Below are 24,194 nucleotides of genomic sequence, written 5' to 3' on the forward strand. Positions count from 1 at the left end.
CGCGGTGGTCAGACGGTCGCCGTGGGAGCGACGTCGGGCAGGAGCGGGCGGGTGGGCAGGCTGGCGCCGACATCCACGGGACGGTGGAGCACGCCGTTGGCGCTGAGCAGGTCGGCGTCGCGCTGCTGCTCGTCGACGAACTCGTGGTCCGGCGGGAGCAGTCCCCACCGCCGGGAGCGCACGAGACGCTCCCAGGTCGCGGTGTCGTGGCCAGGGCCGTGCTCGGCGAGAACCCGGGCCGCCTCGGCCGGGTCGTCGGCGGCGCGGCGGTCCGAGGCGTCGATCCGGGCCAGCGTGTCGGCGAGGCTCTCCGCGCGTTCGGCCAGGACGCCGTGTCTGGTCCACAGCACCGACCGGTTGGCGAAGTGGTCCGTCACGGGCGCGAGGATCCGCACGTCACACGCGGACTGGAGCCGTTCCAGGTCGGGGCCGGTGGCGACCCACGCGTCGAGTCGCCCGGCGACCAGCGCGTCGTGCGCGGTCGGGGTGGCGAGTTCCACGACCGTCACGGAGTCCCACCGCAGCCCCGCTCCGGTGAGGACACGCGCCAGATACTGGGGGTGCCAGGAGAGGGGCATCGTGGCGATGCCCCGTCCCGCGAGGTCGGCGAGTGTTCGGATCGGGCCGTCGGCACGGACGGCGATGCCGCCGTGGTCACCGCGCGGCGCGGTCGTCGCGACGACGGCGACGTCCATCCCGGCGGCCTGGGCGTGCAGCGGTGGGGTCGACCCCGTTCCGCCCAGGTGGATGGCGCCCACGCGCAGCAGGGGAATGGTCTGGGTCCCGCTTCCGTAGGAGAACACGTCGATGTCGCCGTTGTCGCCGCTCCCCTGGCGGGCCGCGAACAGGGTGAGGGAGAGGTTGTTGGGATGCGCGCCGATACGCAGCGTCACGTGGTCCCGCCTTTCAGAGTCCGGTGAAACTGTTGCGCCAGGCCAGGAGCACGCGCTCCAGGGAACGGACCATGCGGTCGGTGATGAGGCCGAGGACCGCGTAGAGCGTGACGCAGAACATGACGACGTCGGTCTGGATGTACTGCTGGGCGTTGATGAGCAGGAACCCGATCCCGGCGTCGGAGTTCACGGTCTCGGCGATGATGACGGCGACCCAGGCGAGGCCGAGGGCGTAGCGCAGGCCGACGAGCAGCGACGGGAGCGCCCCGGGGAGAAGCACCTGGGTCGCGATCTGGAGTGGGGTCAGGCGGTACACCTTCGCGGCCTCGACCAGCTTGCGGTCCACGTCGCGGACGCCGCCGAAGGTGTTGATGTATAGCGGCAGGGCGACACCGACCGCGACGAGAAGGACCTTGGGCAACTCCCCCAACCCGAACCAGAGGATGAACAGCGGGACGAGCGCGGTGAAGGGAATGGTGCGCGCCATCTGGAAGGGTTTGTCGATCAGGGCCTCTCCCACACGGGAGAACCCGGTGATCAGGCCGCAACCCACACCGACGACGATGCCCAGCGCCGCCCCGAGCAGCACGCGGCCGAGGCTCACCCCGAGGGCGGGCAACAGGAGCCCCTGCTGCAGGAGACCCCATCCGGAGGAGAGGACCCGGTCGGGGCCGGGGAGCACGTTCGGCGACAGCACGCCGGTGACCGCACCGAGGTACCAGGTGAGGAGGAGCGCGATCACACTGGCCCACGGCAGGAGCCCGTGGAGCAGGCGGCGCCCCAGCGGCCGCGGGGCCGTGACCGGCGCGGACGCCGACGCGTCGTGGGCGCCGGAGTCGGTGGCGTCGGCCGCGACGGGGGTGACTGCGGACATGCTGTGCCCTTCGAGAAGCCAATAATGCCGACAATGCTGACTGGATAACTAGGAAATTCGGGTGGACGAAGCCGGGCCGAATCGCGTTCCTAGGACCGCGCGGAGGCGAGGCTCCGGCTGGCCAGGTCCCACACCGAGACCGCCTCGAGTGTTCGCCGCACCTGCGCGTCGAGCTCGCCCCAGACGGGACAGGCCGATTCGGGCGCGTGCGCTACGGACGTTCCCTGCAGTGTGACCAGCGGGCCGGAGACGGCCGACACGACCGCGGCGACCGACACGTCCGACGGGGACATCGCCAACCAGTAGCCCCCGTTGGCCCCGCGCTTGCTGCGCACCAGGCCGACGCGGCGTAGGTCGCTGAAGATCTGGACCAGGAACTTGACCGGGATTCCCTGGGTGGCCGCGATGTCGCGGCACTTGACCGGGTCCTCGCTGCGCGCGAGTTCGACGACCGCCCGCACCGCGTAGTCGGCCTTGATGGGGATGTCCATGGCTGGTGCCGTTCGTGGTGGCGGGGCATCAGGGGGTGGTTCCCCACAGCGCGGGGACCGGGTCGACCAGAGCGCCGGAGACCGTGACCGGCCCGTCGATGATGCCGAGACGGGCGAACAGGTCGGCCGAGCGTTGCTGTTCCCGCGCGGGCTCCCCGGCGACGGGATGGTTGCCCCAGGCGCGGCGGCGCAGGGTGCGCTCCCAGGCCTCGAGCGAGGGAGACTCCGGCAGGGCGTCGGTGAAGAGCGCGGCGGCGTCCCGGGGGTGACGCTGGATCCACTCCTCCGCCCGCCCCAGCGCGACGACGATCGCGTTGAGGACGTCCCGCGAGGTCTCCGCGAAGGACCGGCGGGCCCACCAGTAGGACCGGTTGGCGATGTGGTCCGCGGTTCCGGTCAGCGCACGCACCGGAACCGATCCGCGCTGGAGTTCGGCGAGATAGGGATCGCCCGCGATCCAGGCGTCGGCCCGGCCGGCGAGGAAGTCCGCACGGTTCTCGTGCGCCAGACCGTCGACGGGGGTCACCGCGTCGTAGGTCAGTCCGGCGGTGTCCAGCGCGTAGGCGAGGAGTTCGGTGTGGTAGGAGCCCTCCATCAGCGCGACGCGGGCCCCCGCGACGTCGGCGACGGAGTGGAGCGGCCCGTCGGCGTGTACGAGGAGTGCCCCTTGGGTGGGGCGGGGTGGAGAGGTCGCGACGTAGACGATCGGGAGGCCGTCACTCTGCGCCTCGATGGGCGGCACGGACCCGGTTCCCCCGAAGTCGATCTCCTCCTCCGCGAAGAGGTCGATGGTGCACCGGCCGTCGTCGTAGTCCACCCACTCCACGGTGGCGGAGACGGAGCCGAGCTCCTCCTCCAGCAGGGACAGGCGACGCAGCACGAACAACGTGTGGTTGTTCGGGTGCACCCCGATCGTCACGGTTCGCTCACGCATCACGTCGCCTCCTCTCACCCCGATTCTCTTCTTTGTCTACTGGATTAGTCAACAATAGAGATGGAGACGCGGCTCACGTCCCCGCCACGGGCGCGGCACGACGAGACGAACAGGAGCGTCCGACCGACGAGGAGCCGGCCGGACGCCCAGCGTGCGGGAGTCTGCGTCATCTCACTCCACGGCGGCGAGGACACTCGAGGTCGCCGAGACGAGGGCACGGGCACGGGCGAACTCCACGGGTGTGAACCCCACCCCGTGACGACGCGCGTGGACGAACCCGCCGTGCGGGTCGGACAGGACCAGGTCCGACCCGCACGTCCCCTCCTCGCCGGGGATGTCCGGTGCGTCGGTGGCGCGCACGACGTGCGGGACGCCGAGCAGGCGCGCCAGGGCCTCCTCGACGGTGAGGGCCCCGTCGGCGACGGACGCGACGAGCGTCAACGCGTAGCTGGTGGTGTCCGCGAGCTCGTGGGCGTCGGCCGGTCTGATCGCGGGGTCGCCCTCGACCCCGGCTCGTCGTGTCGCCGCGTCGAGATCGTCCCGGTCGATTCCCTCGGGGCTGGTGACCAGGAACTCGTCGGTCGTGCTCGTCTCGCCGGGATGGACCTGCACGAGCTGGATGTTCACCCCGATTCGGGACAGCTCCGTGGCGAGCGCCGCGAGCGCGCCGGGGGTGTCCCGGACGGCTGCGCGGATCCGCCACAACCGTTCCGTGGTGGTCGTGTTCGCCGCCGTCCGGCGGCGCGTGGACGGAGCCATGGTGCGCCAGCAACGCAGCGCGATGACCGCGACGAGCACCGCGAGGCCCACGACCATGAGCGCCATCGGAGCGCTGTGCCCGACGACGAGCACGACGGTGTGGGCCGCCGCCCCGGCGATGACCACCGCCGCCAGTTCCCGCAGGTCGGCCGCGACGAGATGCCGATGTCCACTGTGTTCGTCCCTGCCAGTTCGTCCCACCATGCCGACATCGTGCCCGCGGAACATTGACCGGAAGTTACCCACTGTAACCAGCGTGTATTTGTCTGGTGAACAGTCGAACCCTCCGGGCCTGTGCGTCACTGCAGGTCGAGCTGCCAGGAGACGCCGAATCGGTCGTTCAGCCACCCGAACCGTGTACTGAACCCGTAGGAGCCAAGTGGCATGAGCTCCTGCCCGCCGGGCGAGAGTCGGGAGTGCAGGAACTCGATCTCCTCCTCGTTCGCGCACCGCACGTACAGCGAAACCGACGGCGTGAAGGTGAACGCGTGTGAGACCGCGCTGTCGATGCACATGAACTCCTGGCCGGCGAGGCGGAACACGGCGTGACGCACCGTCCCCTCGGTCCCCTCCTCACCGACTCCGTAGCGGGAGACGGCGACGACCTCCCCGTCGTCGAACAGGGAGGTGTAGAACTCCATCGCCTCTCCGGCCGATCCCTCGAACATTAGGAAGGTCGTGATCTTCTGGTGCCCCGCGGTCGCCATGTCGCTCGCGCCTCCTGCATAGATCCGGGTCAACCACGACCCAGGGGCAATCCGCAATCGCCCCAAATCGGATGTATGTCCTCCGGCCGCTTGGGTATGCCCAACGGAAGCTTTGTGTAGTCATCCTGTCGCGGAACGCACATCGGGAGTGTCATGAAAATCGGGGTGATCGGAGGCGGGGCGGTGGGTGCGGCGGTGACCAGCGCCCTGGTCCACCGGGGATTCGCCGGCGAGATCGTGCTCGTCGACGCCGACGACAAGCGTGCCGAGGGCGTCACCCTCGACCTGGGGGCCGCCGTGCCGCTGTGCCCACCCGTGGTCCTGCGTTCCGGCGGGATGGCCGACCTGACGGCGGCCGACGTCGTCGTCATCACCGCCGGCGTCAACGAACGGGGAGAGGGCGCCACGGACCGTACCGATCCCGACGGGCGGCTGCGCCTTCTGGAACGCAACGCCGAGATCTACCGCTCACTGATCCCGAGCCTACAGATGGCCGCCCCCGACGCCACGGTGCTCGTGGTGACCGACCCTCCCGACCCACTCGCCGAACTCACCCGCGCGTTGCTCGGGCACGGGCGTGTCGTCTCCAGCGGGACCATCATCGACAGCCTTCGCTTCCGCGTGCGCCTCGCCCAGGCGTTCGGCGTGGCCGCGCGGGACGTGCAGGCCACCGTGGTCGGGGAACATGGCGTCAGCGAGGTGCTCCTGTGGTCCTCGGCCACCATCGCCGGTACTCCCGTCGAACACGGCGGACAACAGATCGGACTGGACCTTCCACGACTCCGGGAGGAGGTGGAGCAGGCGGTTCGCTACGCCAACATCGACATCATCGCCGGGATCGGCGCGAGCCAGTACGGCATCGGCGCGGCGACCGCCGCGCTGACCCAGTGCGTCGCACGCGACGAACGGCGCGTCCTGCCGGTCGCGGCACACTCCGAACGCTGGGCGACGACCCTCTCCCTGCCCTCGGTGCTGGGTGCGCGCGGCGTGGTGCGGACGTGTGAGCCGTCGATGACCGCGGAGGAACACGACGCGCTGGCTCGCAGCGCCGAGACCCTGCGCGAGGCCGCGGCCACCGTGCTGCCCACGTTTCCTCCAGGGGGCCAGGGGCACCGTCCTCACGCGTTGCGGTAGCGGCGATCCCACCCGTCAGGGGCTTGGGCGTCCGCGGGGCGGTTGAATCGCCAGACGAAGTCATCGGCCAGGAGCAGCGCGGTGTCGCGGCCCTCGACCGCCGCCGCGAGTTCGGCCGGAACCGCGGCCTCACCGTGCAGGGCGCCCAGGATGTTGCCGCAGACGGCGCCGGTGGAGTCGGAGTCCCCGGTGTGGGTGACCGCCAGCGCCAGCGCGTCCAGCATCTCGTGCGGTCCCGGGTGGACCAGGGCGCAGTAGACGGCGATGGCTAGGGCCTGCTCGGCGATCCAGCCACCACCCAGCCGCTCCACCGTCTCGGGTTCGACGGGTTCCCGCGCCGCGGCCTCCCGCGCCTCGGCGAGCGCGTCCGAGGTCTCCTCGTGTCCGGGGTACTGGGCGAGACGTGTGTGCACCGTGTCCAGCGCTGGATGGAGGCCGTCCCCGGCCAGCAGGCGATGGACCAGCAGGGCTAGCGCGGCCGAGGCCAACTTTCCGGTCACGTGGCCGTGCGTGAGCCCCGCGGCGTGGGCCGCCATGCTGAAGACCTCGGCCCCGTCCCAGCCCGCGTGCGGCGGCAGTAGTCCGAACGGGGCGCTGCGCATCACCCCACCACAGCCCTTGGACTTGTTCCGGGCTTGGACACCGCGGTTTCCCGGCGTGCGCGCCGCGTCCATCAGGGCGGTCAGACACGTGTTGCCCGGGGCGCGGCGGTCGTACAGCCACTGTTCCCCGACCAACCACCCAGGCCCCTCCCCTGCCGGTGTCGCCCGGTTCTGCGTCGCGAGCCAGGACTGGTAACTGTCGTGCAGCGCGTCAACGGCGTCGAAGGGGCCGTGCGCGCCTCGGGCGATGTCCGCCCGGATCAGTCCCTCCATCGTGAACAGCGTCATCTGGGTGTCGTCGGTGACGCGACCACGGTGTGGTCGCCCGTCCACGTACTCCACGACGAACTCCCGCACGCCGGCGCGTCCGTGTTCCGCCCGGATCCCCGGCAACGAACTGAACTCCACGGGAGCGCCCAACGCGTCACCCACCGCACCACCCAGCACACACCCACGGACCCGGTCCCGGTAGTCGCGCGTCACGGCGCCTCCTCGCGTCTCGACTCCCCCTGATGCTCCAGGTCCGTGACGCGCGCCGCAACCGGGACCGGGTCCGGTTCTCCTACGGCACCGAACCGTCGCTGGTCAGGATGACCAGCCGCTGGGTTGCCCGAGTCATCGCGACGTAGTGGTCGACCGCTCCTTCGATGCCGTGGCCGAACTCCTCCGGGTCGATCAGCACGACCAGGTCGAACTCCAGCCCCTTGGACAGTTCCGGCGTGAGCGTCCGCACGCGCGGCGACCCGGCGACCCGGCTCAGCGCGGCGTGGTCGGTGGCGATGACACAGGCGACACCTTCCTCGTTCTCGGCCTGCCACCCGTCGAGGACGGCCTCCAGCTCGGTGACGGACCCACGGTGGACGGGCACTCCTCCCTCCCGGATGGAAGTCGGGACGTTGGCGTCCGGGAGGACCGTGCGGATGACGGGCTCGGCCTCGGCCATTACCTCCGCCGGGGTCCGGTAGTTGATCCGCAGGGACGTGAGGGTGACCTGGTCGAATCCGACCCGTTCCAGGCGCTCGGCCCACGACTCGGTGAAGCCGTGTCTCGCCTGCGCCCGGTCCCCCACGATGGTGAAGCTCCGCGACGGACAGCGCTGCAGCAGCATCTGCCATTCGGCGTCGGTCAGCTCCTGGGCCTCGTCCACGACGATGTGCGCGAACGGTCCCGTGAGCTGATCGGGGTCGGCGGTGGGGAGCTCCGCGTCGTCCACCAGGGCGTCACGCATGTCGTCGACGCGCAGCATCGACATCACGGCCATCTCGGAGTCGTCGGACTCGATCAGGTGGTCGACGACGTGGGACATGGCCTCCTGACGTTGCGCGACGGCGGCCTGCTGGCGCTGGCGCCGTTGGGAGGCCTGCGCGTCGCCGAGGCGCTGGCGCGCGGCGTCCAGCAGCGGGAGGTCGGACACCGTCCACGCCTGGGCGTCGGTGCGTTGGAGCCGGCGGACCTGTTCCGGTTCCAGCCAGGGCGCGCACAGGCGCAGGTAGGCCGGCACCGACCAGAGGTCCCCGACGAGGTCGGTGGCCTCGATCATCGGCCACGCGCGGTTCAGGGTCCCCACGAGCTCGGCGTTCCGCCGCAGCGAACGACCTAGGAGGTCGGGTGAGACCTCGTCGTTGTCCAGCTTGTCGTTGAGGATGGCGACGAGCTCCGCCCAGATCTGGTCCCGCGCCTCGTTGTGGGGAGTCCCCGGTCCCGGCGCGGCGAACGCCTCCGCCCAGTCCGCCGGGCTGATCCAGACGTCGCCCCAGGGGGTCTCCACCGACATCCCCTCCTTGGGTGGCTTCTCGTAGAACCGGACCGCCGGTTCGATCCCTCGCACCAGATCCGCCGACTCCTTGAGTTCCGCGACCGTTGGGTCGGCCTCGGCCTGCGCCCCGCCGCCCTCCGGCACGAGGTCGCGCAGGGTGCAGGTCCGCACCCCCTCCTCCCCCAGGCTGGGCAGCACGTCGGACACGTAGGCGAGGTAGGGCTGGTGCGGGCCGACGAACAGCACGCCGCCCCGGCGGTGGCCCAGCCGTGGATCGGAGTAGAGAAGGTGCGCGGTGCGGTGCAGGGCGACGACGGTCTTCCCGGTCCCCGGTCCTCCGTCCACGACGAGACCGCCGCTGGAGCCGGCGCGAATGATGGCGTCCTGGTCGGCCTGGATCGTGCCCAACACGTCGCGCATGCGCGACGACCGGTTGGCCCCCAGACTGGCGATGAACGCGGACTGGTCGTCGAGCGCGGCGTGCGCCGCCTGCTCCCCGTCGTCTCCCTCCCAGACGAAGACCTCGTCCCAGTAGTCGCGGATCCGGCCGTTCGTCCAGCGGTACCGGCGCCGGCTCGCCAGGCCCATCGGGTTGGCGTGGGTCGCGGCGAAGAACGGTTCCGCGGCCGGGGAGCGCCAGTCGATGAGGAGGCGCCGGCCGTCGCCGTCGGAGAGTCCGAGTCGGCCGATGTAGACGGGCTCCGCGTCGTCGGCGCCAACGATGCGGCCGAGGCAGAGGTCGAGTCCGAAACGGCGCAGGGTGCGCAACCGGGCGGTCAGTCGGCGGATCTCCTGGTCCCGCTCGACGGCGTGCTGCCCGGAACCACCGGGAACCTTGCGCAGCGCGTCGAGACGGTCGGACACGTCGGCGATCGTCTGTTGGAGGCTGGCGGCCATCTCCTCGAAGTGGCGTTCGTCGTCACCGACGAGCGCCGGATCGGCCTTCGCCTCAAGGCGTTCGGGAAGGTCGAAGACATCACTGGTCGTGCGTTTCACAGCCGGTCCCCCGTCGTTGGTGCTGATCACGCGGACGATTGTGAAGCACGACGGGGGTCTTGCCGCAAGCCCCGGGGTGCGCTATACATTAAGAGTGGCGGGGAATTCCGCGCATCATTCATCGATATCCATCGATCAAAGAGTGTGCCGCCGCAGCGCCGCCAGCGCACCCTTCCGGCGATATCGCCTTGCCGGCCCCTGGTCGAGGTGTGAACCTTGACGTCGCGCTCATCCCCCTCGCCGCCCGCGTTTCCACGGGTGCGTACCGTTCCGAGGGCACCCTCGACGCCTCTCACACCGGGGCGCCACCTGCCCGTCGTGGTCGGCTCCGACGATCCGGGTCTCTTCGGAACCACTCTGGCGGACGAACTCGACTGGGTGTGCGCGCATACCGGTGGAGGTGAGGAGCTGCGCCCTCACCTGCTGGACACGGCCTGGGCGAGTCGGGCGGAGGCACTGAACGGGCGGTGCTCTGAACGCGTGTCCACGGTTGCCGTCGCGCCCGGCTCCACAGCGGCGCCGTAAGCGGGGTGCCGTTCCCTCAGCCGACGGCGGCCATGTTGTGGAACGCGCGCCTGATTCGCCGAATGCCGTCGCCCTCGCGGCTCGGGTGGACCCGGTTGGTCAACAGCACGTAGTACCGCTGGTGGTCGGGGTCGACGTACAGGCTCGTCCCGGTGAACCCAGTGTGGCCGAACGTTCGCCGGCTGACCAGGTCGCCGGCGGGAGAGCCCGGTGTGTCGGCGGTCTGCCAGGTGAGGCCCCGCCCCTCGGCCATGCCCGCCGTCCGGTTCTCGATCATGGCCGCCAGTGTGATCGGGTGCAGCAAGAGAGGCTCGGTCAGGTTGCGGACCAGTGCCGCGCCCAGCGTCGCCAGGTCGTCCACGGTGCTGAACAGTCCCGCGTGGCCGGCCACGCCCCCCAGGACGACGGCGTTCTCGTCGTGGACCTCGCCGGCGACCACGGTTCCGCGCCACGCGCAGTCCTCGGTCGCCACGGCGCGCGCACGGTCGTGGGGCGCGGGTGTGAACAGGGTGGAGGTCAGCCCCGTCGGCCGCGTCAGGAACTCCTCGACAAGCGTGTCCAACGGGGCGCCCGACGCGGCCTCGGCCATCATGCCCACGAGCATGAGGCCTGGGGAGGAGTACTGGACGGCGTCTCCCGGCCGGGCGGGCGGCGGGAGCGCGCGCAGGCCCTCCACCATCGCGTCCCGGGTGGGGTACGTGCGGTACATCGGCACCCGGCCCGGCAGGCCGGAGGTGTGCAGCATCAGATCGCGCAGGGTCAACTCCCCGGTGGCGCGCGCTTGGAAGTCGGGGAGCAGCTCGGCGACGGTACTGTCCAGAGCGAGCGCGCCCCTCTCGAGGAGCGCCATCACCACGACGCCGACCAGGGGCTTGGTCACCGAGGCGAGATCGAAGAGATCGGTGCGCGTCACCGGCTCCCCGCCCCACGACCGGGTACCCACGACTCCCCCGGACGTCTCGCCCGTGGCCGTGCCGACCGACCACGCGGCGGCGGAATAGACACCCTCGGCGCGCCCCCACTCCAGGAGGTCTTCCACGCTGACGTGGGCGTGGCCGCTGTGCGTCACGCGGTGTCCTCCTCGATATCAGAGACAGCGGGGATCGTCGCGCGAACCGTCGCGGCCAGGGCGTTCGCCTGCTCCGCCACCAGTGGCCCGATCACCCGAACCGAGTCCGGACTCATGCCGAAGCTGAGGCCCGTGACCATGAGCGCACCCGCGAGCGGACCGCCGATCCGCACGGGGGCGGCCACCGCGCAGACCCCGGCCTGGGAGGTGTCGACCGCGTAGCCGTCACCTCGGGCCGCGTCCACGGCCGCGAGGGACGCAGGCGGGATCTCGTCGTCGCGGTCCCCGGGGGCCGCCGTGGCCAGGATCGCCAGACCCGCCGCGCTGTCCGTCAGGGGGGTGCGCACGCCGAGCCGTGGGGACACCCGATAGGCCTGGTCGGGCTCGACGTTGTCGATCACGACGACGGAGTCACCCCAGCGCATGGCGTAGGAGGCCGTCAGGCCCGTGCGTTCGTGGAGTTGGGTCAGGGTCCGGTGGACGAGCGGACGCTCCTTCAGCCCGCCCAGGGTCGCCGCCGCGACGCTGATCAGTCCGGGACCCACCGCGTACTGGCCGGATCCGACCGGGCGGACGTAGCCGATGGCGTAGAGGGCACGCAGAAGTCGGTGCGTGGTCGGCTTCGTCATCCCGGTCGCGCGGGCGAGCTCGTGCAGTCGGACCGGGGCAGGCGCGGTCACCAGTTCCTCGATCAGGGCGAACGCCTTGCGCACGGAACTCGGCACCGCGTCGCGGCTCTCGGCGACCGATCCCTCGCCACTGGGACCACGACCATCCTTGGGCACATTCATGTCCACCATCATACCGTGCGTTCCAAAATACGAAATCCTTTACTTCACATACGGAACGCCTCTAGTATTTCGCAGAACTCCGCACGGTAGAGGAGCACCATGGACGCCTCGCTGGCGACCCCCGCCTGGTCCCGTCGGTCCGTGCTGCGAATCGCGGGCCTGTCCGTACCGACCGTCGTCCTCACCGGCCTTCTCGGGTCCTGTGCCAGCGACGGCGCCGTCGACGCAGTCCGGCGCGTCCTGCGCGTCTCGCAGTCCGAGGACCCCCGAACACTCGACCCGCAGAAGCAGGGCGACACGACCTCGATGAACGTGCTGATCAACATCTTCGACACGCTGACCGGCCGGGACGAGGAGAACGAGCTCGTCCCCCGACTGGCGCTGAACTGGGAGGCGATCGACGACCTGACCTGGCGGTTCGAACTCCGCCCCAACGTCGAGTTCCACAACGGGGAGCCGTTCGACGCCCACGCCGTCAAGTTCAGCATCGAACGCCTCCTCGACCCCGCCACGGCGTCGCCGATCGTCGAGCTGCGCTACGTCGAGTCCGTGACGGTGGTCGACGACCTGACCGTCGAGATCAACACTGATCAGCCCGACCCGATCATCCCGGCGAAGCTCTCCCTCTTCGGCGGGGTCGTCGTGCCACCGGGCTATCTCGCCGAGGTCGGGGACGACGGATTCGCGGAGGCCCCGGTCGGTACCGGCCCCTTCCGTTTCTCCGATTTCCAGCGCGCCGTGCAGGTCACGTTGGAGGCCAACCCCGACTACTGGGACGGACCACCGGAGATCGACACCCTGATCATCCGCCCGGTCCCCAACCCGGCCTCCGCGCTGGCCGCCCTACAGAGCGACGAGGTCGACCTCGTCACCGGCCTCGTCCCCGACGCGGCGCTGCAACTGGAGGGCTACCAGGGGGTCGAGATCACCAGTTTCCCGGGGATCCGGACCAGCTACCTCTCCCTGGACACCGAAGACCCGGTCCTCAGCGACGTCCGCGTCCGTCAGGCGCTCAACCACGCGGTGGACGTGCCACAACTGATCGAGGCCGTGCTCAACGGGCAGGCCCGGGAGGTGCCCACGATGCTCCCCCGCGAGGCCTTCGGGTTCGACGACAGCATCCAGCCCTACGAGCGGGACCTGGACCGCGCGCGGGACCTCCTGGCCGAGGCCGGATACCCGGACGGGTTCACCACCGTGCTGACCGCCTCAAACGTCGACGCCTTCGTGGCCGAGGCGATCTCGGGTCTGCTCGCCCGCGTCGGTGTGCGCGCGGAGGTGGAGCTCCTCGACCCGGCCGTCTACACCTCCCGCCTCACCTCGGACAACCGGAGGGCCCTGGGACCGATCTACCTGGCCGCCAGCACGGGGTGGACGCTCGACGGGTCGAGCATGGTGCAGTCCAACGTGCGCAGGGACCGGCGGCAGAGCCGCTGGACATCCGACGAGGCCGACGACCTCATCGACCGGGAGGAGCTCACGGTCGACCCCGACGAACGGCTCGAGGCCTTCACCGAACTCCAGGAGCTCCTGCGCGAGGAGGCACCGTTCGTCTTCCTCTACCAGATCGACAACATCCTGGTCCACACGTCCGGCGTGCACTGGCAGCCCAACGTCGTCGGCACGCTGGCCATGCGCGGTGCGGAGGTCAGGCGATGATCGACCGAGCCCGGGCGATCCTGCTCACCGCGGGGTCCCGCCTCCTCTCCGCCCTGGTCGTCATGTTCCTCGCGGCGACCGTGACCTTTCTGCTGGTCCGGATCTCCGGCGACCCATTGGCGCTGCTGCTTCCCCCCGACGCGACACAGGAACAGGCCGACGAGCTCGCCGCCACCCTCGGACTCGACCAACCCCTCGCCGTGCAGTACGTCGAGTACCTCGCTGGCCTGGCCCGGTTCGACCTGGGCGACTCGCTCTTCTACAACCAGCCCGTCCTCACGGTCATCGCGGAGCGGCTCCCGGCGACGGCGCTGCTGGCGACCTCCGCGCTCGCCATCGCGTTGCTCCTCGCCGTCCCGACCGGGATCATGGCCGCGATGCGGCGCGGTACCGCCGGCGACAAGGGGGTCATGGCGGTCATCCTGGTAGGGCAGTCGACGCCGCCGTTCTGGATCGGCATCGTCCTGGTCTTGGTGTTCGCGGTCCAGCTTCAGGTCCTCCCGGCGGCGGGCTACGGATCAGCCGCGAACCTGCTGCTGCCCGCCGTGACCCTGGCCATCTACTCGGTCGCCGTCATCGCCCGGTTGCTGCGTTCGTCGCTGATCGACGTGCTTTCCGCGGACTACATGCGTACCGCGACCGCGAAGGGATACGGACCGACCCACGGGGTTCTCGCCCACGGACTGCGCAACGCCTCGCTGCCCGTCGTCACCGTCGTCGGCCTGGAGACGGGCACCCTGCTCAGCGGCGCGATCCTCACCGAGCAGGTATTCGGCTGGCCGGGGCTCGGCAGCCTGACCGTCGAGGCGATCTCCAACCGTGACCTCCCCCTGGTCCAGGGCACCGTACTGCTCTTCGCCCTGATCTTCGTGGTCATCAACATCCTCGTCGACCTGTCCTACAGCATCCTCGACCCGCGCGTCCGGACGGAGAAGCGATGACACCCACCCAGACCACCGGCGTCCCCTCCCCGACGCGAGAAAGTGGGCACAGCACCTGGCGGGCCCTGAGAAGGAACCGGTGGGGAATGGCCGCGCTCGTCCTCCTCGGCGTCGTCGTCCTCGCCGCGGTCCTCGCCCCGCTGATAGCGCCCGCCGACCCACAGGCGCAGAACCTGCTGAGCCGCCTGGTCCCCCCGGCGTGGGGGGAGGGCGGGAGCACGGCCCACCTGTTGGGAACCGACCAACTGGGCCGCGACGTGCTCAGCAGGCTCATCTACGGCAGCCGCGTGTCCCTCCTCGTGGGCATCAGCGCCGCCGCCCTCTCCGGCGTCATCGGGGCGATCGCCGGTCTGGCCGCCGGCTACTACGGAGGGTGGACCGACCGGATCCTGATGCGCCTGGCCGACGTCCAACTGGCGTTCCCCGCCATCCTGCTCGCCCTCGCCGTCGTCGCATTCCTGGGCAGCAGCCTGTGGATCGTCATCATCGTGCTGGGGATCGCGGGCTGGGTGTCCTACGCCCGCGTCGTCCGGTCCGAGGTGCTCAGCCTCAAGACCCGGGAGTTCGTCACCGAGGCGCGAGCCATCGGGGTCGGAGACCTCACCATCATCCGACGCCACCTGCTCCGCAACGTGCTGGCCCCGCTGGCGACGATCGCGACCCTCAACGTGGCCTCGGTGATCGTCGCCGAGAGCGCGCTCAGCTTCCTCGGCCTCGGCGTCCCCACGACCATCCCCACATGGGGCAACATGCTCGCCGACGGCCAGCTCTATCTCGGGACATCCTGGTGGATCGCCGTCTTCCCCGGGATCGCGCTGATGCTCACGTCCCTGTCGATCAACATCACCGGCGACGCGATTCGTGACGCCACCGATCCGAAGGCGTACCGCGGATGAGACCTCTCCTGAGCATCGACGACCTGGCCATCGACTTCGAACTCGGCCACGAGACCGTACACGCGGTCAAGGGCGCCTCCATCGACGTCGCGGAAGGGGAGATCGTCGCACTCGTGGGTGAGTCCGGGAGCGGGAAGACCGCGACCGCGCTGTCCATCCCGCGGCTCAACCCCGTCCCCCCGTGCGTCTACCGCTCCGGAACGGTCACCTTCGACGGCCGCGACACGTTGCGGCTGGACGCCGCCGAGCTGCGGAACCTGCGCGGCAACGACATCGCCATGATCTTCCAGGACCCCATGACCAGCCTGAACCCGGTCAAGAAGGTGGGCACCCAGATCGGTGAGGTCGTCACCCTGCACCGTGGCCTGCGCGGAGAGAAGCGGAGGGCGGCGGTCGTCGACGCCCTCGCCGAGGCGGGCGTCCCCCGCCCGACGGAACGCGCGGCACTGTACCCCCACGAGCTCTCCGGCGGCCTACGGCAACGGGCGATGATCGCCATGGCGTTGATCGCGCGACCGCGTCTCCTCATCGCCGACGAGCCCACCACCGCGCTCGACGTCACCGTGCAGGCCCAGATCCTGGAGCTCCTGGCCGAGCTGCGCGAGCGCCACCACATGGGAGTCCTGCTGATCACGCACGATCTCGGCGTGGTGGCGGATATCGCCGACCGGGTCACCGTCATGCGCGACGGTGAGGTCGTCGAGGCGAGTCCCGTCCAGTCCGTCTTCGACCGTCCCCAACACGAGTACACGCGCGGCCTCCTGGCCGCGACGCCCCGACTCACCTCCGACGACGACCACCCGCAGCGGGGCGGCGACGCGGCGCCTCTCATCGAGCTCGACGGTGTACGCAAGGTGTTCACGGCCAGGGGCCGCCGTGCCGGGACAGTCGCGGTGGACAACGTGTCGCTGCGAACCCATGAGCGGGAGACGATGGCCGTCGTGGGCGAGTCGGGTTCGGGCAAGACCACGCTGACCCGCCTCCTCCTCGGCCTCACGGAGCCCACCGCCGGGCGGGTGCGCGTGGAGGGGACTGACCTGGGGCAGGCGTCACGCAAGCGCCTGAAGGAGATCCGTCGCCGGATGCAGGTCGTCTTCCAGGACCCCTACTCGAGCATGAACCCTCGTCTGCGGGTTTCCGACATCGTCGCCGAGCCGCTCGTCACCCATCGGCCGACGACGCGCGGCAGACGCGGGCGCGAGGAGCGTGAGGACACGGTCGCCGCTTCCCTGCGCGCGGTCGGGTTGGACGAGGACGCCGCCCGGCGGTTCCCCCACGAGTTCTCCGGCGGGCAGCGGCAACGCGTCTCGATCGCCAGAGCCCTCGTGCTGCGCCCGGCGATCGTCATCCTCGACGAGCCGACCAGCGCGCTCGACGTGTCGGTGCAGGCCCAGGTCCTCGACCTCCTGGCCTCGCTCAAGGAGGAGTTCGGGCTGACCTACGTCTTCGTCTCGCACAACCTGGCGGTCGTGAACCGGGTCGCCGACCGGGTCGCCGTCATGAAGGACGGCGCCGTGGTGGAACTCGGGGAGGCCCGTCAGGTCCTCTCGCGGCCCGAACACCCCTACACCCAGCGCCTCGTCGCGGCCGTTCCCGAACCCGACCCGTCACGATCGCGGCTGCGCGCCCGCGAGCGGGACGGGTCGCCGGGTTCCCCCGGTGGGGAGGTCGCGCGGTGAGTGCGTCAGCTCGCCTGGGAGAGGACGAGACCGGCCGCGCCCAAGAGTGTGGAGTCGTCCTCGTCGACGTCGGCGACGAGGACGTGGGGCGGCTCGGCCTCGGCGTTCCAGGCGGTCACCGCGCGCAGGCGTCGTTCGATCCGGTCCAGGAACGCCGGACCCGCCCACCGTGCCTCTCCGTGCAGGATGAAGCGGCCGGGTGCGAACAACTGTTGGATGTTGGCGAGTCCCAGCGCGAGGTTGTCGGCGTAGTCGTCGAGCAGGTGGGCGGCCCGCGACTCCCCCGCCTCCGCCATCTCGGTCAGGGTGGGCAGGTCACCGGCCGCGTATCCGGATCGGGCGGCGGCGTCCCGCAGCCACCGGCTGGTGGCGACCGTCCGCCAGCACCCGGTCGCTCCGCAGGTGCACACCTCGCCGTCCGCGGCGACGACCATGTGCGCGCCGCTGCGGCCACCGGGCGGCGCGATGATCCGGCCCTCGTAGAGCAGGCCGACGCCCAACGTCTCGCCGGTGCTCACCGACGCGAACTCACGTCGGCCCCGTCCATGTCCGAACCAACGGTCCCCGAGGACCTGGAGCCGGGCCCGGTGCTCCACGTAGGCGGGGGCGCGTCCGCTCGCCGACACCACCGAGGTGAGGGGGAAGTCGTTCAGCTCCGGCAGGTCGTAGCACGACACGACGGTTCCCGCGACGGTGTCGACCAGCCCCGGGCAGGCCACGCCGATTCCGGTGACCCGGTGGAAGGTGAAGCACCGTTGGACGACGTCGGTGAGGGTGTCCCGGACCGCTCCGGGGACCGAGGGGTCGAACGTCGCCTCGACCAGATGGCGGACGCCTCCGTCGCGCTCCAGCACCGCCGCACGCACCGAACCGGGCAGCAGCTCGACCGAGCCGAGCGCGTTGTCCGTCGTCGACATCCGGAAACCTTCCGTCCAGGCGGGCCGGCCCACGATCACGGGTCGACCGCGATGAGGAGTAAGGCATGACTGTACGACACCTGACCGAGCTGACGGCGGCCGAGCTCCGGGAGGCCGCACCGAGCTCGATCGCGGTGCTGCCCATCGGGTCGCAGGAACAGCACGGTGGACACCTGCCGATGGGCACCGACCTGATGATGGCGGAGACCGTCGTCGACCGTTCCTTGGCCCGGTTGGAGGACCAGGAGCCCGATCTCGTCCGTCTACCCGCCCTGCCCTACGGGTACAGCCCGCACCATGCGTTCGCGGCCGCCGTCACTCTGACCTCGGCGACGCTGGTGAGTCTGCTCGGGGAGGTCATCGAGAGCCTCGTCGACATCGGATTCCGTCGGGTGATCGTGGTCAACGGGCACGGTGGCAACGACGAGGCGATGCGGGTCGCGGTGAAGGGGGCCGCGCTACGCCGCGACATCGCGGTCGCCGCCTGCAACTACTGGGACATCCGCGCCGACGCCGGGCAGGACACGCCCGACGGGGCCGAGGAGAGCAGGACGCCCGGGCACGCGGGCTGGTTCGAGACCTCGCTGATGCTCGCCGCGACCCCGGAGCGGGTCGGCCCTCCACGCTGGTCGCCGCCGGAAGGACCGCCACCACTGTTCGACCGGCCGCCCTACCCGGGGCTGGCGGTGGAACGCCACGGCGAGTGGGAACGGGTCGGCGGCGTGACCGACGACCCCGCGACGGCCAGTGCCGACGTCGGGCACCGGCTGCTCACCCAACGAGTCGACGGGCTGGTGGGGGCGATCGTCGCGTTCGACCGCGCCACCCGGGCCAGCCACGGGGTCGGTGACGTCGCGACCGGACCCTCCGACGCGCGGGGACGGAAGGGCACACCATGAGGATCGAGACCGTCGACGTGTGGGTGGTCAACCTTCCGCTCACCAATCCATTCACCAGCTCGTTCGAGACCAAGACGGGAGAGACTCGCACGGTGGTCCGGATCCGGCTGGACAACGGGGCTGAGGGGTGGGGCGAGACCATGTGGGGTCGGCCGGTGGCCGCCCTGGTGGAGCGGCTGGGGGCGGAACTGGTCGGGCGCAGCCCCTTCGACGTGGAGTCCCTGCGGACGAGGAACCGCATGGTGCCGTTCTTCCACGGCTACCTGGGGTACGCGGCGCTGGCCGCGTTGGACGTGGCGTGCTGGGACGTGATCGGCACACTGTCCGGTCAGCCGCTGGCCAACCTGCTCGGCGGCCGGGTGCGGGAGGAGGTGCCGATCACCGCGCTGATCACCCGAGCCGACGCACCGGGCGTCGCGTCCTCCGATCTCCCTCGCGCGCTCGCCGACCACACGGCCGAGGTCGTGGCGCGCGGCGGGTTCACCGCGGTGAAGCTCAAGGGCACCACCGACGTGTCCGGTGACGTGGCGATCCTGCGCGCGATCCGGGACCGCCTGCCCGACGTCGAGCTGCGCGTCGACCCCAACGCGGCCTGGTCGGTGCCGGACTCGATCCGAGCCGGCATCCAACTCGAGGAGCTCGACCTGGAGTACCTCGAGGATCCGTGTGTCGGCATCGACGGGATGGCGGAGGTCCGGCGACGGGTCCGGATCCCGCTGTGCACCAACATGTGCGTCGTCCGGTTCGAGGACTTCGCCCCGGCGGTGAGACTCGGCGCCGTGGACGTCGTGCACGGCGACGTCTACAAGTGGGGCGGGGTCCTGGCCACGAAGAACCTCGCTGCTCACTGCGAGACCTTCGGCCTGGGCATGAACCTGCACAGCGGAGGGGAACTGGGCATCGCCACCGCGGCCCACCTGGCCGTCGTCGCCAGCACGCCGGTCCTGGACCGCGCCATCGACAGCATGTACTACCTCCACGCCGACGACATCGTCGAACCACTCACCCTGGTGAACGGATCGCTCAGTGTTCCGACCGGACCCGGTCTCGGGGTCGAGGTCGACGAGGACAAACTCGCCCAATACGCCGCCCGCAACCAGGCCGAGGGAGATCTCACCGGGTAGCCAGCACCGCCCCACCCAGCCCTGCCCCACTTCCCCGCCAGGATTTCTCCACCCCCATCGGGATGTGCGCGCATCGATCGGGTGGGGGCGCGCATCGACCCGCCATAGCGGGGCCAGTCACACACGCGGCCGGTTCGCGGTCACGATGAGGGTGCCGAGCAGCTCCGGGTCGGGGGCTGGCTGCACCCAGGCGTTGATCGAGGTGAACCCGTGCGCCGCCAGGAGGTCTGCCCATCCTTGGGGTTCGTGGGCCCAGCGTCGTACCCACACGCGCCGGCCGTGGAACCCGGCCGCGTACATGCCCTGCGCCCCGTAACACCCGGGGATGGGCGGGGCGTGGGAGAAGACCAGGTGCCCACCGGGTTCCAGATGGTCGCGAACGAGGGGCAGCAGGAGAGCGGGGTCGGTGAACCAGAGAGCGCCCCAGATGGAGTAGATCGCGTCCCACCGGCGTGTGCTCGCGCGGAGGTAGTCCAGGACGTCGGTGTGGACGAACTCCACGTTCGGCTGGTCGGCCCAATGCCGGGCGGCCTGGTCGCACTGGAAGGGCGAGACGTCGATCCCGGTGACGCGGACGCCCCGTTCGGCCAGGGCACCGGCGGCATCCCCCGCGCCCGACCCCAGTTCCAGCGCCGAGTCGGGATCGCCCAGCAGCTCGACCCCAGGACCGTGGCCCTCGTACTGGGTCCAGCGGAACTCGCGAACACCTGAGTTTCGCGAGGCGCGGTCCGCGCCCCACTCGTCCCAGAAACCCGCCTCGGACGTGGTCACGACCGTGATTGTCGCGCCCCTGGCGGTGATCGCGCAAAGGACGTGGCCACTCGCCGGTCGGCGACCAAAACACCCAACGCTCATCCGGTCCCGACCTCGACGACCACGCACGATCAATTGCCGTTCATGCAATACACCTTGCATGTGCCGTCGAGATCGGTAGGGTTCCGCCATGGCCGAAGACTCCAGCCGCACCAGGTTGCTGCGCGCGGCCGAAGAACTCCTCAGGTCGGCGCCACTCGGCGCGGAACTGTCCCATCGGCGGTTGGCGGAACGAGCACAGGTGGATCCCTCCACGCTGTGGCGCGTCTTCGGCCGCGGCGACGAGGGCGTCATCCGTGCCCTCGCGGCGGAACGTAGCGCCGAGATGTGGCGGCGCACCGCACCCCGCGTCGGGGAGAGCGCCGCCGGCCACCTCAGCCGTGGCATGCGGGAGGTGATGGAGATGTGGCGCGAGCACGGACCCCTCTGGGCCGCGGTGATGAGGCTGACCGTCAGCAGTCAGAGCTTCGCGATGTGGTGGCACGAGGACGTGATGGGGCGCTGGGCTCCCCTGCTCGCGGAGGCCTTCGCCCAACCCGGCACGCCCCTCGCCGACACCGAACGCCAGGTCTCCCTCTACCTCGACGCCGCCTGGCTGGCCTTCTACCGCACCGCTCGACGCGCCTGCGACCTGCGCGGCGAACACCGGGCCGACCTCGCGCACGCCCTCGAGGAGCAGACGTTGGGAGACGTCGTCCGGTTCGGCCACCGCGCGTTCGGCCTGGTACCGGAAAATCCCCCCGACACCCCTTGAGCTGAGGCCCCCAATGTTTCCCGAACGACCGAACGGTGTCGACTACGCGGCACTGCCCCCCGTCGACGAACGCGGACAGGACCTGCGCCAGCAACGGCGCGCACTGCAGGAAGGACTGCGCGCCGCGCATGGCCCGGTGGCCCCGGTACGACTGGCCGGTCAGTGGGTGTGGCTCGTCCTGGACTACGACGCGGCGCTGACAGCCCTGCGCCACCGGGAGTTCTCGTCCAACCCGTCCAACTGGTCCGGATCCGCGCGTATCTCCGATCCAGCGCTGCTGGCGGCGGTCATGCCCCGGCCCAACGCGATGACCTCCGACGGTGCTGTGCATCAGCGTCGGCGTCGCGCTGTCACCGACGCGCTCGCCAGGCTGGACGAGACGCGCATCGGCGTTGACACCCGGGAGCTGTCGAACCAGCTCGTCGACCGCTTCGTTGCCCGCGGTCGGGCGGACCTCATCGGTGAGTACGCCGCTCCCCTGCCCATCCTGGTGCTCAACCGTGCGCTGGGAGTCGAGGACGGGGCGGGGTGGGCCCTGGCCAGCGCGGTACGGCGCGTCTGGGGCACCGACCACACCGACGCCGCGGCGGCCAACCGCGAGCTCGTCGCCTTCTTCTCCCAACTCGTCCAACGCAAGCGGGCCAACCCCGGTCCGGACGTGGCCAGTTGGGTCGCCGGGGCGCCCGAACTGGACGAGGAGGAGCGCGTCGCGGGGCTGATGCAGTTGATCGGAGCCGGACACGACCCCACCACCCACCTGATGGCCAACGCCATGCACGCGATGCTGAGTGTCCCCCGGTTCATGCCCTCGGCCGGGCTTCCACTGGAGCAGGTCCTCACGTCCATGTGCTGGGAGCATCCCCCCGTCGACTCCCTGCTGTGCCGCTTCGCGACCCGTGACTTCTCCCCGGGCGAGCTGCCCGGGTTCGGTGCGGTCACCGTCCGGGCGGGCGACGGACTCCTCGTCTGCTTCACCGCGGCGCACCGCTCCTTGGGGGTGTTCGACGACTCCTCGATCGACCGGCCCACCGGAGCGGCCAACAACGCACACCTCATGTGGGGGGCCGGCGCGCACGCCTGTCCCCATGGTGCGCGCACCATGGGCTGGACCATCGCCCGCGTCGGCCTCGAAAGCGTGCTGTCCCGCCTGGACCGGTTGGCCTTGGACGTGGCCTCCGAGTCGGTCTTCCGCCCGGGGCCGTTCCTGTCCGCGCGTACGGCGCTCCCCGTGCTCTTCTCTCCCAAGCCGGCGCCACCGCGAACACCGGTGCCCCCGCCGGCCCCGGCGACACAGTCCTCCCCGTCGTCACCAACACCACAGGTGCCGTGGTGGCGACGGATCCTCGGACTGGGCCCCAGCGGCCCTGGTTCACCCCCTCCCCGGTAACCCCGGCGGAACCTGACGGAAGGAAACATCATGACCGACGTCGAAGCCCGACTCGAGCGACTCGAGAACGAACTGTCCGTTCTCCGTGACCGTGAAGCGATCCGTGACGTGCTGTACCGGTACTGCCGGGCCGTGGACCGCGCCGACACGGCCCTGCTGAAGGACTGCTACTGGCCCGACGGGTTCGATGACCACGGCTTCTTCGGCGGCAACGCCATGGAGTTCTGTGACTACATCACCCCCCTCCTGCGTGAGACCACCGCGACCACCCACGCGATGAGCAACCCGATCATCGATCTGGACGGCGACACCGCACGCGTCGAATCCCAGGTCGACGTGCTGCACCGTTTGCAGAGCGAGAGCGGCGACCTGATCTACGAGTGGATTCAGTGCCGCTACCTCGACGAGTTCGCGAAGCGCGAGGGCGAGTGGAGGATCCTCAGCCGCGCCGTGGTCACCGATGGCATCTTCTGGTCGAAGATGGCCGCCGTGATCACCGCCGATCGGGGCCTGCCGCTGGGCGACCCCACGCTACTGCGAGGAGACCGACACCCCAACGACCCGGTCTACCGACACGTCGCGGGCGAGACCGTCACGCGGGAGCGTGAGGCGCTCTCCGACTTCTGGTCCGGGCTGGACGCGGTCGGCAAGAGGCTCTAGGACTTCGCGCCTGCCCGTGGGGGACGTGCGAAGCCACCGCACGTCGTCCCCCACGGGCGACATGGCGCCCTCTGGCGCCGTGCCGCCCGCGTCGTGGTGTCAGGCGTGCTCGTCGGGCTCGGAGGTGGCGTCGTCGGCCCCGTCATCGCGGAATCGCGCGTGGAAGGCGTTGAGTTCGGCGGAGAAGCGCTCCGGCGTCTCCACGTTCAGCTCATGGCCCGCGCGGGGGATCACTCGTATCTCGGCGTCGGGGATGGTGGCGGCGAGCGCTCGCGCGGCTGGGAGGTTGGCGAAGTCCCTCGCGCCGCACAGTACGAGCGTGGGCGCGGTGATGGTGGCGAGCTCGGAACGGAAGTCCACCGCGGCGACGGCGCGCAGGACCGTCATCAGGGTGGACTTGGTCATGCCCGGCGCCACGATCCGCTGTGGCAGGAGGCGCATGACCGCGGCCTGCACCCGCATCAGGGTGGGGTTGGGCCGGACCTGACCCCCGGACAGGACCAGCGAGGCCACACGATCCGGGTGGTCGATGGCGAACCGGGTGGCGACCATGGCCCCCAGGGAGAGGCCGCACAGGTGGGCGCGCTCGACGCCGTGCTCGTCCAGGATGTCCCGCACTCCCGCGGCGGACGCGGCCACGGAGAACGGCGGGTCCGACGCGCCGAGTCCGGGCACCTGGGGGGTGAGTCCGGTGAATCCGGTGGACAGGTGGTCGACCTGGTGGCTCCAGGATTGGGGCGAGGCGCCCATTCCGTGGAGGAATACAACAACGTGCGGACCCGTACTCATGGGCTCATGCTAAAGCGCGCCGGGCGCGGGAGCCGGGTGTTGGGGGTGCGGGCCGGTCGAGGACGCGCCGGGGTGCCCACTCACGTATTCGGTACTCGTGTCACCCCAGGGTGCGTGGGCGCTGCGCCGAAGGAGAATCCGCAGG

23 protein-coding genes are annotated in these 24,194 nt (G+C 70.5%); 10 read left to right on the forward strand and 13 right to left on the reverse strand.

All coding sequences use genetic code 11. The features are described 5' to 3' along the window. Positions 1–8: 8 nt before the first annotated feature. The 6 genes from J4H86_RS02740 to J4H86_RS02765 all read right to left on the reverse strand — a co-directional run bounded on the left by J4H86_RS02740 (position 9) and on the right by J4H86_RS02765 (position 4,658). Positions 9–893, reverse strand: coding sequence for an ABC transporter substrate-binding protein (locus J4H86_RS02740; protein WP_236541734.1), 885 nt, complete (start codon positions 891–893; stop codon positions 9–11). A 13-nt stretch (positions 894–906) separates the two neighbouring features. Next, positions 907–1,767, reverse strand: coding sequence for an ABC transporter permease (locus J4H86_RS02745; RefSeq protein WP_236541736.1), 861 nt, complete (start codon positions 1,765–1,767; stop codon positions 907–909). A gap of 89 nt (positions 1,768–1,856) precedes the next feature. Further along, the gene (locus tag J4H86_RS02750; RefSeq protein ID WP_236541738.1) at positions 1,857–2,258 is read right to left on the reverse strand and encodes an Rrf2 family transcriptional regulator; all 402 of its coding nucleotides are present in this window, start codon (positions 2,256–2,258) and stop codon (positions 1,857–1,859) included. A gap of 28 nt (positions 2,259–2,286) precedes the next feature. After that, positions 2,287–3,192: an ABC transporter substrate-binding protein gene (locus J4H86_RS02755; RefSeq protein WP_236541740.1), complete on the reverse strand. Its 906-nt coding sequence runs from the start codon at positions 3,190–3,192 to the stop codon at positions 2,287–2,289. A gap of 171 nt (positions 3,193–3,363) precedes the next feature. After that, positions 3,364–4,155, reverse strand: coding sequence for an ACT domain-containing protein (locus tag J4H86_RS02760; protein ID WP_236541743.1), 792 nt, complete (start codon positions 4,153–4,155; stop codon positions 3,364–3,366). Between the two features lie 95 nt (positions 4,156–4,250). Beyond that, positions 4,251–4,658: a VOC family protein gene (locus tag J4H86_RS02765; RefSeq protein WP_236541744.1), complete on the reverse strand. Its 408-nt coding sequence runs from the start codon at positions 4,656–4,658 to the stop codon at positions 4,251–4,253. A 153-nt stretch (positions 4,659–4,811) separates the two neighbouring features. On the opposite strand from J4H86_RS02765, the gene J4H86_RS02770 reads away from it, so the two are divergent. After that, positions 4,812–5,792, forward strand: a complete 981-nt coding sequence (locus tag J4H86_RS02770) for a lactate/malate family dehydrogenase (protein WP_236541745.1) — start codon at positions 4,812–4,814, stop codon at positions 5,790–5,792. On the opposite strand, the gene J4H86_RS02775 is transcribed toward J4H86_RS02770, so the two are convergent. From J4H86_RS02775 to J4H86_RS02790, 4 genes are all read right to left on the reverse strand, one after another. After that, a complete protein-coding gene (locus tag J4H86_RS02775; protein ID WP_236541747.1) occupies positions 5,777–6,877 on the reverse strand; it encodes an ADP-ribosylglycohydrolase family protein in 1,101 nt (366 codons plus the stop codon). The two genes, J4H86_RS02770 and J4H86_RS02775, sit on opposite strands and share 16 nt — an antisense overlap. Before the next feature lie 79 nt (positions 6,878–6,956). Beyond that, entirely contained in the window at positions 6,957–9,146 is a 2,190-nt protein-coding gene (helR, locus tag J4H86_RS02780; protein ID WP_269134570.1) for an RNA polymerase recycling motor ATPase HelR, read from the reverse strand. A 541-nt stretch (positions 9,147–9,687) separates the two neighbouring features. Then, positions 9,688–10,740 carry a serine hydrolase domain-containing protein gene (locus J4H86_RS02785; RefSeq protein ID WP_236541751.1) on the reverse strand — a complete coding sequence of 351 codons (1,053 nt, stop codon included), beginning with the start codon at positions 10,738–10,740 and terminating at the stop codon, positions 9,688–9,690. Then, positions 10,737–11,531: an IclR family transcriptional regulator gene (locus J4H86_RS02790; protein ID WP_236541752.1), complete on the reverse strand. Its 795-nt coding sequence runs from the start codon at positions 11,529–11,531 to the stop codon at positions 10,737–10,739. Before J4H86_RS02790 ends, J4H86_RS02785 begins: the two co-directional genes overlap by 4 nt. 99 nt (positions 11,532–11,630) lie before the next feature. Here J4H86_RS02790 and J4H86_RS02795 point away from each other — a divergent pair, with 99 nt between their 5' ends. From J4H86_RS02795 to J4H86_RS02810, 4 genes are read left to right on the forward strand one after another with little or no spacing between them, the layout of a single operon-like run. Next, the gene (locus J4H86_RS02795; protein WP_236541754.1) at positions 11,631–13,190 is read left to right on the forward strand and encodes an ABC transporter substrate-binding protein; all 1,560 of its coding nucleotides are present in this window, start codon (positions 11,631–11,633) and stop codon (positions 13,188–13,190) included. Then, positions 13,187–14,131, forward strand: a complete 945-nt coding sequence (locus J4H86_RS02800; protein WP_236541755.1) for an ABC transporter permease — start codon at positions 13,187–13,189, stop codon at positions 14,129–14,131. Before J4H86_RS02795 ends, J4H86_RS02800 begins: the two co-directional genes overlap by 4 nt. Continuing rightward, positions 14,128–15,027, forward strand: a complete 900-nt coding sequence (locus J4H86_RS02805; RefSeq protein ID WP_269134521.1) for an ABC transporter permease — start codon at positions 14,128–14,130, stop codon at positions 15,025–15,027. The genes J4H86_RS02800 and J4H86_RS02805 overlap by 4 nt, the downstream gene beginning before the upstream one ends. Further along, entirely contained in the window at positions 15,024–16,706 is a 1,683-nt protein-coding gene (locus J4H86_RS02810; protein WP_236541759.1) for an ABC transporter ATP-binding protein, read from the forward strand. Before J4H86_RS02805 ends, J4H86_RS02810 begins: the two co-directional genes overlap by 4 nt. A gap of 5 nt (positions 16,707–16,711) precedes the next feature. On the opposite strand, the gene J4H86_RS02815 is transcribed toward J4H86_RS02810, so the two are convergent. Continuing rightward, a complete protein-coding gene (locus tag J4H86_RS02815; RefSeq protein WP_236541761.1) occupies positions 16,712–17,623 on the reverse strand; it encodes an ROK family protein in 912 nt (303 codons plus the stop codon). 65 nt (positions 17,624–17,688) lie between these two features. Here J4H86_RS02815 and J4H86_RS02820 point away from each other — a divergent pair, with 65 nt between their 5' ends. Next, positions 17,689–18,522 carry a creatininase family protein gene (locus J4H86_RS02820; RefSeq protein ID WP_236541763.1) on the forward strand — a complete coding sequence of 278 codons (834 nt, stop codon included), beginning with the start codon at positions 17,689–17,691 and terminating at the stop codon, positions 18,520–18,522. Beyond that, positions 18,519–19,646 (forward strand): mandelate racemase/muconate lactonizing enzyme family protein, encoded by a 1,128-nt coding sequence (locus J4H86_RS02825; protein WP_236541764.1) that lies wholly within the window; start codon positions 18,519–18,521, stop codon positions 19,644–19,646. Before J4H86_RS02820 ends, J4H86_RS02825 begins: the two co-directional genes overlap by 4 nt. A 117-nt stretch (positions 19,647–19,763) precedes the next feature. Here the strand turns inward: J4H86_RS02825 and J4H86_RS02830 are convergent, their stop codons facing one another. Next, positions 19,764–20,417, reverse strand: coding sequence for a class I SAM-dependent methyltransferase (locus J4H86_RS02830; RefSeq protein ID WP_236541765.1), 654 nt, complete (start codon positions 20,415–20,417; stop codon positions 19,764–19,766). Between the two features lie 172 nt (positions 20,418–20,589). Between J4H86_RS02830 and J4H86_RS02835 the strand changes: the two genes are divergently transcribed. The 3 genes from J4H86_RS02835 to J4H86_RS02845 are packed head-to-tail and all read left to right on the forward strand — an operon-like array spanning position 20,590 to position 23,260. Continuing rightward, positions 20,590–21,213 (forward strand): TetR/AcrR family transcriptional regulator, encoded by a 624-nt coding sequence (locus J4H86_RS02835; RefSeq protein WP_236541767.1) that lies wholly within the window; start codon positions 20,590–20,592, stop codon positions 21,211–21,213. A gap of 13 nt (positions 21,214–21,226) precedes the next feature. After that, positions 21,227–22,600, forward strand: coding sequence for a cytochrome P450 family protein (locus tag J4H86_RS02840; RefSeq protein ID WP_236541769.1), 1,374 nt, complete (start codon positions 21,227–21,229; stop codon positions 22,598–22,600). Positions 22,601–22,630: 30 nt separating this feature from the next. Then, on the forward strand, positions 22,631–23,260 hold the full coding sequence (locus tag J4H86_RS02845; RefSeq protein WP_236541771.1) for a nuclear transport factor 2 family protein: 630 nt from the start codon (positions 22,631–22,633) through the stop codon (positions 23,258–23,260). A gap of 99 nt (positions 23,261–23,359) precedes the next feature. Here J4H86_RS02845 and J4H86_RS02850 read toward each other — a convergent pair whose 3' ends face one another. Then, positions 23,360–24,049: an alpha/beta fold hydrolase gene (locus J4H86_RS02850; RefSeq protein WP_269134522.1), complete on the reverse strand. Its 690-nt coding sequence runs from the start codon at positions 24,047–24,049 to the stop codon at positions 23,360–23,362. Between the last annotated feature and the right edge of the window lie 145 nt (positions 24,050–24,194).

It is taken from the genome of Spiractinospora alimapuensis, assembly GCF_018437505.1.
Classification (GTDB): domain Bacteria; phylum Actinomycetota; class Actinomycetes; order Streptosporangiales; family Streptosporangiaceae; genus Spiractinospora; species Spiractinospora alimapuensis.